Genomic DNA, 8,827 nt, shown 5'->3' with positions numbered 1-8,827 from the left:
ATAGTGACGCATTTTCAACCTTTCACCTATGTATATACATGGCTGCGGTTTTTTCTAGTTTTTCAACTCAATTTTCTTATCCCGGTTTTCTGTTCCGTTGCTACTCACGCCCCGCTTACAGGTGGTAATCGGTAGTAATCAAGTCCATGCGAACACTGTGTATCAGGTGAATTTGTCCAATCCTGAACAGATATCAACGATATTAGAAGCGATCGCCAGAAAAATTATTTCAGAAGATTCTGAAAAGCCAACTTAGAGGCGATATTTACTCTTCACTAACTACCAGAGCCTTTATGTAGACACAATATAGCTTAGTGATTAGTCATGCCATAGTTTTTCTTAGAGGAAAATAGATGGCCTTTTGGGTGTATGGGTTAGCGATGCGATCGCTTTTAAATAGTGCAACAACTTCAATTTTTATTATATAGTTGATCCTCCACCAGCCGATTTACAAAGCTTTCAGCATATTTTTGAGTTTCTTCTTTTGATTTATATCCTTTCCACCAGAGAAACTCTTTGTTGAATACATCATGTTTAGAAAGACAAAAATAGATAAATCTGTACATAAATATTTCTAATTCATCATTCCAAACAACCTCAATCATATAACCTCGATAAAAATATCCTTCAATCCATATTTCAGGTTTTAAAATATTACTTTCAGCATGTATATCTACATTATCCATATTATAATTACCCTCAATTTATTCTTTCTAAACTGTCTTCATCAAACTCAAAATTTCCATCTTCATCTACAAATACATAAACAGATAGTTCCATATATTCAGCCTCAATAGAATCTAAATCCGCATCCTTTGGATAATCTGATTTAAAGATAGCACGAGCAAAAATTGTAAATTCGTACTCGTACTCATTATTCTCAAGTTTATTAATTGATTTAATTTCAACGTCATCAATTCCTTTAAAAATACAATCTAAATCATCATTATAAACATTGGTTATAGATTTTTTAACAAATTCTATTAACTCGTTTTTATCAAATAATGGCTTCATAATCAGGACAGACTTTTATTGCCAAAATAATATTATATATTCAGTAAGGCTTTGACCTTACGAACTGTATTGACCGCCACATCTGCTTTTTCAGCAGCCTTCCGCAATGACAAACCCTCATTTAACGCTGCAATTACTTTTTGTGATGATGGCTTGGCTAAAAATTCCTCTGCGGATTCGCTGACCGCAGGCCGCCCAACGTGTTGACCCCATTTTTTAGCCCGTTCCATGCCCGTTTTGATTGCCTGCGATCGCCTTTCAGCCCGTTCATTTTCTGCAATAAGCTGTTCAATTTGGCTAGGCTTGCCATCTAGGATATCTCTTTCAATATCTGATAATGCTCTGTACTGCATTCGTTTCAAATCGCGTAATGCGGCTTTAGCTTCTTCTGGAGTAAAGAACAGGAGATATTCAGTATTATGATTTCCCCAAGTTCCAAGTATTTTAATTGAGAAATTTTTAATAAAAACCTCATACCTGTGCTTAAAATATTTTTCTACACTCCCCCGATGCGCCCAGGTTCCTAGTACTTTAATTGTGATATTTTTAAAATGTGGTGATAAATAGCTTTTAATCTCAGCGACTCGCTCGTTAACATCACGACGAGTTACACCGATTTTATAAATTGTATGTTCATCAGCTTTGATTTCCAGATAATAAAGGGTATTTTGCAGAATTCTAAGATACTCAGCGCGATAAATTTGTAAGTCTCTCAAGCACTGATTAAAGTTAGGAGTATCGTTTAGATAGGCTAACTGCACATTATTTTCAAGTTGCTGTAGCTTCTCTTGCAACATCGGCTTTTGAATTTGATTAAATAAATTCAAAGACAGTGCGCCGAAGGGAATTTTACCAAGTTTCGTAAATTGATAATTTTCATAGCGATAATAATTAAACTCAATTAATTTTTCTTTAGTAAAGATACGCAGCACTTCCTTATCTGGAATACCTTTGTCTTTACTACCATAAAGGTTCCAAATTTTTTGTAGCTGCTTAAATTCTTTACCAGTCAAGAAAATATTAAATTTGTCATACAGAGGTAAATTAGGAAATTCGCGCTCGTCACGCTCTACATCTCTGCAAGTTTCTCCAGTATGAGCAAAGTGATGCTCCTTACGATCGCCTTTCTTGCCAGTTAGCAACCCATCGCAATAGGGGCATCTTAAATCAGTCTTGCCTCGCGGGGCATCTTCTATCGAAACTAATGTGTTATCTTTATCAAGTCCATATTGGAGCCACATTTTAAAGCATCCTTTATTTGATACACCAGTTTAGAAGTACTAGCCTACCAATTGCTTGATGTTTGCTGGCTTGCTTAGATACTTTTAGTGTATCAAAAAAAGGCTAACTCATATTCAGCCACCAGAAGTAGTTTAGTTTTAGTAAGTTAATTTTCTTAGAGGAAAGTAACCTAGTTAAAAGGTGCGATCGCATAAAAAGGATTATCGACTACAAGCGAGCGCCACCACAATATACCAAATACGCTTGAACCCATTATTTAAAATATATTGGGATTATCCTTTATTTGATACACCAGTTTAGAGCGATTTGCCTGCTATTTGCTTGCTCATGAAGATGTTTTCACTGTATCAAAAAAAGGTTAGTCTATAATTATTTATCAGAAGTAGTTTAGCACTTAGAAGTTAGCAAGTTGGTTTTCTTAGAGGAAAAGGCGATCGCTTGTATGGTGTAGGGAGCGATCGCTAAAAATTATTATTTGCCAATTGAGGATGGAGTTAATATTAAAAAAGAAAACTCCTGGTGTTACCAGCACCAAGAGGTTTATTACATTGCACTAAAAGTAAATAGACCTCGTTGTTTATCAACGGGGTTTATTTATTAGGATTATTCGGGATTAGATAGCCCATAAACGCGCCAATACTTACTTTGGCAACATCAAGAAAGGCTGGACGGCTATTTTCATCAATGATTGAAAGTCCAATTAGTCCTAGTAAACAGAGAATTACTACAGTGCCTAAAACTAGCTCTCTAAAATTGGGTTTGGGGATTCGATTCATGATGCGATGTATTTAAGAAACTACATCCCCATAATTTCATATTAACACAACTGTTTCAATAATATCAACTGTAAATTCATAGAATGTTTTAAAATGTCTGTTAAGATGAAAAGCAAATATAAAAGTTTCATGAATTTACACGGATAAAACCAAATTGTATTTTATACATTTATACTGATTATTGAGAGTAGATACAAGAATGTAAGGTAAACTACTCGCTACTAATTACTTTAGCCGATGATACAGTTTTTAAAGTTCCTGGTTTCTTAGAAGAAAAGTAGCGATCGCGAATTGGTTAGTCAACTTTTTTATGCTGCCAATCATCGCTCGTAGTACAACATCTTACAGAGTTACGCATAAATAAACGCCATTCTTCTGGTTCATTATCCTGGTATTCAAATAATTCCCACCCATCAGGCTGAATCAGAATATCATCCTGTCTATTCCAAGCTCTAGCCCACATAAAATTATTCTCTGTGGGTACAACGTTATATTTGTAGTTTTCCATTTTTTCTAAATCAAAATTCAACATCATCAAAATCAGGGTCTTCACTGCTCCAATGTTCTGATTCCATAGCAGCAAACATCAGGGTTGGTTTCCTGTTCTTTTCATTAGTAAATCTATCATTTTCGTTCATTGTAGGTTTAGTAGAGGGATTGTACCAATCAGGATATCCCACTATAAACAACTCAGATTTACTGCGAGTTAACGCCACATACAGTAAATTCTCTTCTTGTACCAGTTGCCAATCCTGCTGCTTCTTCCACACCATCGGCATATCTTCAGGTTTGTAGATAAAGATTCTTTCCCCCTCTAAACCTTTGGCGCGGTGACAAGTGCTTAATGTGATTGGGGAATTTTCATCACTAAATAAGCTATCGATGTAAAGTTTCAAATCCTCAATATTTCTTGCTTGAGGTTGTGATTGATAAATAATTGTGATTGCTTGCAACTTATCTTTCAAATTTTCAAGCATCTGTTCTTCGTTGTCTAAGCCCTGATATTGTTGGGCTTTAATTTGATGATAATTTAATATAGTTTCATTAAAAAATTGAAAACTGTATCCTGGCAGTTTGGCTATTTCGTCGAGGTCTTTTTTGAGCGATTCCCCAATATCTTTACCTTTAACTGTTGCCTTAATTCCTTTGCTAATTAGTTTGATACACAGGTGAACTAATGGTGCAGTTTTGCGACCAATGACCATATCGCCATTTTTAATTAGTTTCTCAACTTCATCATTACTTATTTGGTGAATGCTTCCTTCAGAAGCGTTTGGGGCAGCCTCAATGGGTATTTGAGGGTAGATTTTTTTGACCAGTTGAATATGAGATTTTGGGCATCTATAGCAGATTGATAAGAATAATTGTATAGCTTTGGTACGCTGCACTATTTTTTGATAGCTCTGGTCATCAGCACCGGCGAAGCCAAAAATTGCCTGTCTTGGATCTCCCACTGCCAGAATGCGACCAGTTGACCCAGCCAGCATTAACGCAAGTTCTAACTGTGTAGCGTTTAAGTCTTGAGCTTCATCAACCAGTACAAATTTGTAAGGACGAAACCATTTAGCCTCACCTAAACGCCACTTCACAGGTAGCCAAATCTGATCAGTAAAGTCAAGGCATTCCTTTTTAATGGCTTTCTCTTCACCAATTTGTAAACAATATGCAATCCATTTAGCTGTTAAGTCAGGTTTAAAAACATTCTCAATTTCATGATGTTTAGCGATCGCAATAATTGTTTCCTGTGTTGGCTGCTGATTAGTTAGTCTCACCAAGTCAATTAATGTGAGAAAATCGTTGTCATTTCCAATAATTTCCTCAGTTCGTAGTCTACCAATTGCATTACCACGCTTAGGAATCAGACCCAAATCTTGAGCGATGCGCTTATACTTCTGCCCAGAGACATCAATATCGTAGCTGCTTCTAATACCTAATTCTTTTTTCACCAGTGTAAAACCAGCACTGTGAAGTGTAGATATTGACTCTTTCCAAGCTCGACCAAACTTTTTAATTAAGTCTTGGGCGTTGAGTTTGCCAAATACACAGATTTTAATTTCACTCGGTCTTAATCCCGATTCTTCTAAGATTTTGGCAACTATTTTCAATGTGGATGATTTACCAGATCCAGCCACAGCATTACAGCAGCCGTTACCTTTTCCTCTAAGAATCCAGTCAACTATAGCGAGTTGATATTTAGAAGGTACAAATCCAAACTTTGCAGTGTACGCTGCAATCTCAGCATCAGATAATTGTGCTTCCTGGGGCGAATCTGAATGTTCCGTCAAATTGCTGCAAGCATCATTCTTTACATCTGGTTCTACTAATTCAGTACCAGATAAGCATTCTATGGCCAGCTTTATTTGCGCTAATTCATCAGGCTTGAGTTTGTCTAATACAGAGATGATGGCCTCGAATGGGCTGCACTGTCCATCTAGCGATCGCGCATATCCTAAAATTTCCTCTAAGAAAATCTTTGGGACTCTGGCAACTTCAGTAGGCAGATTATTCCAATTAGCTTTCTGCTTTGGTAAATGCTCTGTTTTTGGATTTGGATTACCTCTAGCCATAGTGTTAGCTCTAATCTTTATGACTAAATATTATTGTATATGCAGCGTACACAGCATAAAGAATGATTAAAGTAAAGTTTTGATAGTAGCGATCGCACTTCCATAGAAGAAGAGATATCGTTGCTTCGCCTTTAATTTTTGTCCCCCCCCGCCCCCAAGGGAGCGTTCAGTCGCCACTGAGGCTACCCCGGCTTTTTCATTGTGGCTACAGGTGTCAAGGGCAAGAGCAAGTGGCGGAATATCGTTACTTCGTTTTTATATCTGGGGACACCCCAGACCCCAACCGCCACCCTTGACACCCTCCGCATTAAAAAAATAGCCGGGGTTGTTCTGGCTGGTCGTTTTGTTGTGAGGTTTGGTTTATGCGTTCAGTTCCATTTGAGTTCGTTGCTGGTTTAGCTGCTGAGTTTGGTGCAGTTGATTGTTTCTGGCGCGAGTCTGACAGTTCGTTTACTGGTTTCGTGGCTGAGGTGTGGTTTAGTGAGTTGAGTGTGGCTGGCCAGTTTGCTTCTAAGTGGGCTGAGGTTGTCGGTTACTTGGTCAAAGTTCGTTGTCCTTCTGTGGGGCCAAGTCGGTTTGTGGTTTCTGTTCCTGTCGTTGTGCCAGTTGGTCAGGTCAAGTTGGGTTGGCCTAGTCGCGGTTCTAGGGTGCAGTTAGTTTACAGTTAGTTCGTTGGGGGGCTTTTGCTCCCTTTTTTTGGGATAACTGCGATCGCTTATTGCTATTGCCATCTGGCAAAACACCTTTGTACGAAACAATAAGCCTTTGCAGATATTTTTTATGAGCGATCGCCTTTTGATGTAACTTGCCAAATGGCAGGAAATTTAAGCGATCGCAGTTTTTGTGGAAGTTAGAAAACTAAATTAAGCTGTTGCTGCGCTTTAAATTTTTGAATATATAAGGTTGCTTCGCAGTTGTTATGCTTTTCGTCTGCTGCCACTAGTCCTTTATGAAGTGGACAAAACTTGGAAGCAGCAGCCAAAAAGCGGTGCAAAAAATGAAGCGATTTTTGATTTTACCACCTCCGTTCCTCCGGTGGTGTTCAAAAATCCTGGGCTTCATTTTTTGCGGGAGAGAAGAATGAAGAAAGAGAAAAAGGAGAGGTAAAGGTATCTGTGGCAGTGGTGGTGTGCCATTGGTATCCAGTCCTCGGTGGTGGCAGCAACAGCTTAGGCTCAACAATCTCGACTTATGGCTTATGCCTGCGATCAAAGGCTTTAGGGCTGCTGTGGTCTGCCACCTATCGAGTTGGTTGCCGCCGCCAGAGTGTCTTAACATCCTGTTTCTTTGGTTTTGGCCAACAGCTATCACGGGTTTGCTGTTGGTGGTTGGTTTCACTCGCTCCCTGTCGTCTCCCCACATCCCGCGCTGTGGTTCATTGCCCCCGGTGTTACGTCGTTTAACCTTCCACTCTTATAATATAGCTTTTTTTAGCTATAATTACCATAGTTTTTTTTAGCTATAGTGTAAAGTTTCAATCAAGTTTTTTGGTGGGTCAAATAGCGGATGTGGCTCCATTCCTTCCATTGCGTTCCGGGCGTTGGTGGCTGTGGGTGGCCAAGTTTTCGCGCTTCGTTGTTTAATCCTGCCGCCACCAACAGCCCTCTACTTCATTTCAGTCACTCCGCAAAGATGCTTAATTGTCTGGTTTCTGGTTCATCTTGTAGCCATTCGGGAAGCCAGCTTTTATCCTCAAATTTGGTTTGAAACTGTGGAAATAAGTATATTTGCACACCGCGATATTTAGCATAAGCAATTGTTAGCCACGTTCCAGACCCGCCGCCGTTAGGGCTTTTACAAGGCTTGCACCCCTCTGGGCATGGCTTATTAGGAAAAGCATACAGCCAAGCATCAGGCAGGGTTGCGATACCATCAATCATTCTCTTGCTACGTTCTGCAAAGTGCCAGCGTTGGTTTCCTGCTACTTCATACACGGTCAGGGTTTTGTTGTAGCAAGCAGCAGCCCGTCTAACGAAATCATCCAGCCCCGCAGCATCCCCTACGTGCCAGTCTGAGGCGTGGTTCGAGATGAAATAAGCAAAATCCTTATGTATCAAGCCTTCCTGCTCTTTAGTCAGTTTGCGTGGCCCAGTAAAAGCTATCTGCATTTTCTTATCCTAATCTTTATATTATTATAGCTAAAAAAAGCTTGTTATATAGCTAAAAAAAGCTATAATAAAAGTATGAAAAAAAACCGAGGTGGCCACCTCGGCGACTGATTAAATAGCTAAAGGTATTTTACAATGCAAGACTTTAACTTTATTCTCAAGCACTGCGATCGCACCATCAAGCTGTATGAAAACGTTGAAAAAGAGTTAGTTAATAAAAATCTCTCTCCAAACAGTGCTAGATGGGTACAAGAAGAACTCCAAAGAATTAAATATTTAATCCAAGGCTACCAAGAAGCAGAAGCCGAGGAAATGGCGAACTATTTTAACCAATAAAAATTTAGGGGGTATCTAACCCCCATCTCCTCAAAAAGTAATTCATCTCTACAAAATTATTTTCTGTCATTCAATGAACGCCACACAAAGATTCTCTGCCAAAGCCCACACACGCCCCAATTACAATTACTCGAATTTTCATAAATCCTTATTGCACGAAAATAACGCAGAAGATTATGCGCTGCGACACATTTACAGTGTTGAGAATACCAAAGCTTTACTACAAAGGTGGGGTTGGTCGGCAGAGCAAATAAAAACAGGCATTGATTACGCCACCATTGATGTTTATAAACACTTTGTTTATCTGCACATTCCTAACAAAATTGAGAAGCGTAAAGAAACTATAAAAATCCGTGGTATTTCTCGATTTATTTCTAAGGTTGATTACGTTGATACTTTAATTAAAAGAACTTGGGAAAAAGCTGACCCCTATAAATTGCAACCGGGGGATAACTGGGACGAATTAATTGCAATGGGTAATACTGGTGATTTTTACGAAGTAAAGCTATATCGATATGAAATCACCTGTACTTGTCATGCCTACAGTGGATTGCAAAAAGCATTTGAACAAGATGTGGTTGCAACAAAGCATCTGATGTTAAACCCCATCACTAAGGGACAAATACCAGATAAACACATCTTTGCAGGTTGGAAGTATCTAGGAGCAGAAACACAGCGACAGTATGAATATCAATTCACAGAACGCAGAGAGAGTTTTTTAAAAGAAACAAAACAATCGTTCTATGAAACCGAATTTTTAGAGGAAATCACAGAAGATTGGTAA

12 protein-coding genes are annotated in these 8,827 nt (G+C 38.7%); 5 read left to right on the top strand and 7 right to left on the bottom strand.

The genetic code is table 11. The features are described 5' to 3' along the window. Nucleotides 1-410: 410 nt before the first annotated feature. The 6 genes from H6G79_RS31520 to H6G79_RS31495 all read right to left on the bottom strand — a co-directional run bounded on the left by H6G79_RS31520 (nt 411) and on the right by H6G79_RS31495 (nt 5,599). Nucleotides 411-686 (bottom strand): hypothetical protein, encoded by a 276-nt coding sequence (locus tag H6G79_RS31520; protein WP_190594372.1) that lies wholly within the window; start codon nt 684-686, stop codon nt 411-413. Between the two features lie 13 nt (nt 687-699). Beyond that, nucleotides 700-1,014, bottom strand: a complete 315-nt coding sequence (locus H6G79_RS31515; protein ID WP_190594373.1) for a hypothetical protein — start codon at nt 1,012-1,014, stop codon at nt 700-702. Between the two features lie 32 nt (nt 1,015-1,046). Next, nucleotides 1,047-2,255, bottom strand: coding sequence for a GIY-YIG nuclease family protein (locus H6G79_RS31510; RefSeq protein WP_190594374.1), 1,209 nt, complete (start codon nt 2,253-2,255; stop codon nt 1,047-1,049). 591 nt (nt 2,256-2,846) lie between these two features. Next, nucleotides 2,847-3,032: a hypothetical protein gene (locus H6G79_RS31505; RefSeq protein WP_190594375.1), complete on the bottom strand. Its 186-nt coding sequence runs from the start codon at nt 3,030-3,032 to the stop codon at nt 2,847-2,849. 295 nt (nt 3,033-3,327) lie between these two features. After that, the gene (locus tag H6G79_RS31500) at nt 3,328-3,540 is read right to left on the bottom strand and encodes a hypothetical protein (RefSeq protein ID WP_190594376.1); all 213 of its coding nucleotides are present in this window, start codon (nt 3,538-3,540) and stop codon (nt 3,328-3,330) included. 10 nt (nt 3,541-3,550) lie between these two features. Then, entirely contained in the window at nt 3,551-5,599 is a 2,049-nt protein-coding gene (locus tag H6G79_RS31495; protein WP_190594377.1) for a UvrD-helicase domain-containing protein, read from the bottom strand. A gap of 362 nt (nt 5,600-5,961) precedes the next feature. On the opposite strand from H6G79_RS31495, the gene H6G79_RS31490 reads away from it, so the two are divergent. The 3 genes from H6G79_RS31490 (at nt 5,962) to H6G79_RS31480 (ending at nt 7,002) form a co-directional block, all read left to right on the top strand. Then, the gene (locus tag H6G79_RS31490) at nt 5,962-6,267 is read left to right on the top strand and encodes a hypothetical protein (RefSeq protein WP_190594378.1); all 306 of its coding nucleotides are present in this window, start codon (nt 5,962-5,964) and stop codon (nt 6,265-6,267) included. A gap of 286 nt (nt 6,268-6,553) precedes the next feature. Further along, nucleotides 6,554-6,706, top strand: coding sequence for a hypothetical protein (locus H6G79_RS31485; RefSeq protein WP_191049394.1), 153 nt, complete (start codon nt 6,554-6,556; stop codon nt 6,704-6,706). 8 nt (nt 6,707-6,714) lie between these two features. Beyond that, nucleotides 6,715-7,002: a hypothetical protein gene (locus tag H6G79_RS31480; protein WP_190594379.1), complete on the top strand. Its 288-nt coding sequence runs from the start codon at nt 6,715-6,717 to the stop codon at nt 7,000-7,002. A gap of 216 nt (nt 7,003-7,218) precedes the next feature. On the opposite strand, the gene H6G79_RS31475 is transcribed toward H6G79_RS31480, so the two are convergent. Continuing rightward, complete coding sequence (locus tag H6G79_RS31475) at nt 7,219-7,707, bottom strand: hypothetical protein (RefSeq protein WP_190594380.1); 489 nt, start codon at nt 7,705-7,707, stop codon at nt 7,219-7,221. Nucleotides 7,708-7,842: 135 nt separating this feature from the next. On the opposite strand from H6G79_RS31475, the gene H6G79_RS31470 reads away from it, so the two are divergent. Both H6G79_RS31470 and H6G79_RS31465 read left to right on the top strand, forming a co-directional pair. After that, nucleotides 7,843-8,043, top strand: coding sequence for a hypothetical protein (locus H6G79_RS31470; protein ID WP_190594381.1), 201 nt, complete (start codon nt 7,843-7,845; stop codon nt 8,041-8,043). A 73-nt stretch (nt 8,044-8,116) separates the two neighbouring features. Then, a complete protein-coding gene (locus tag H6G79_RS31465) occupies nt 8,117-8,827 on the top strand; it encodes a hypothetical protein (RefSeq protein WP_190594382.1) in 711 nt (236 codons plus the stop codon).

The organism is Anabaena sp. FACHB-83 (assembly GCF_014697485.1).
Taxonomy (GTDB): Bacteria; Cyanobacteriota; Cyanobacteriia; order Cyanobacteriales; family Nostocaceae; genus Nostoc_B.
The sequence above is the reverse complement of the archived record's forward strand: the minus strand, read 5'-3'. Positions and strand labels throughout refer to the sequence as shown.

Bases quoted from the DNA above. Each gene is read 5' to 3' on its own strand.
- H6G79_RS31520 (WP_190594372.1), bottom strand. From the start codon at position 686: ATGGATAATGTAGATATACATGCTGAAAGTAATATTTTAAAACCTGAA.
- H6G79_RS31515 (WP_190594373.1), bottom strand. From the start codon at position 1,014: ATGAAGCCATTATTTGATAAAAACGAGTTAATAGAATTTGTTAAAAAA.
- H6G79_RS31510 (WP_190594374.1), bottom strand. From the start codon at position 2,255: ATGTGGCTCCAATATGGACTTGATAAAGATAACACATTAGTTTCGATA.
- H6G79_RS31505 (WP_190594375.1), bottom strand. From the start codon at position 3,032: ATGAATCGAATCCCCAAACCCAATTTTAGAGAGCTAGTTTTAGGCACT.
- H6G79_RS31500 (WP_190594376.1), bottom strand. From the start codon at position 3,540: ATGGAAAACTACAAATATAACGTTGTACCCACAGAGAATAATTTTATG.
- H6G79_RS31495 (WP_190594377.1), bottom strand. From the start codon at position 5,599: ATGGCTAGAGGTAATCCAAATCCAAAAACAGAGCATTTACCAAAGCAG.
- H6G79_RS31490 (WP_190594378.1), top strand. From the start codon at position 5,962: ATGCGTTCAGTTCCATTTGAGTTCGTTGCTGGTTTAGCTGCTGAGTTT.
- H6G79_RS31475 (WP_190594380.1), bottom strand. From the start codon at position 7,707: ATGCAGATAGCTTTTACTGGGCCACGCAAACTGACTAAAGAGCAGGAA.
- H6G79_RS31470 (WP_190594381.1), top strand. From the start codon at position 7,843: ATGCAAGACTTTAACTTTATTCTCAAGCACTGCGATCGCACCATCAAG.
- H6G79_RS31465 (WP_190594382.1), top strand. From the start codon at position 8,117: ATGAACGCCACACAAAGATTCTCTGCCAAAGCCCACACACGCCCCAAT.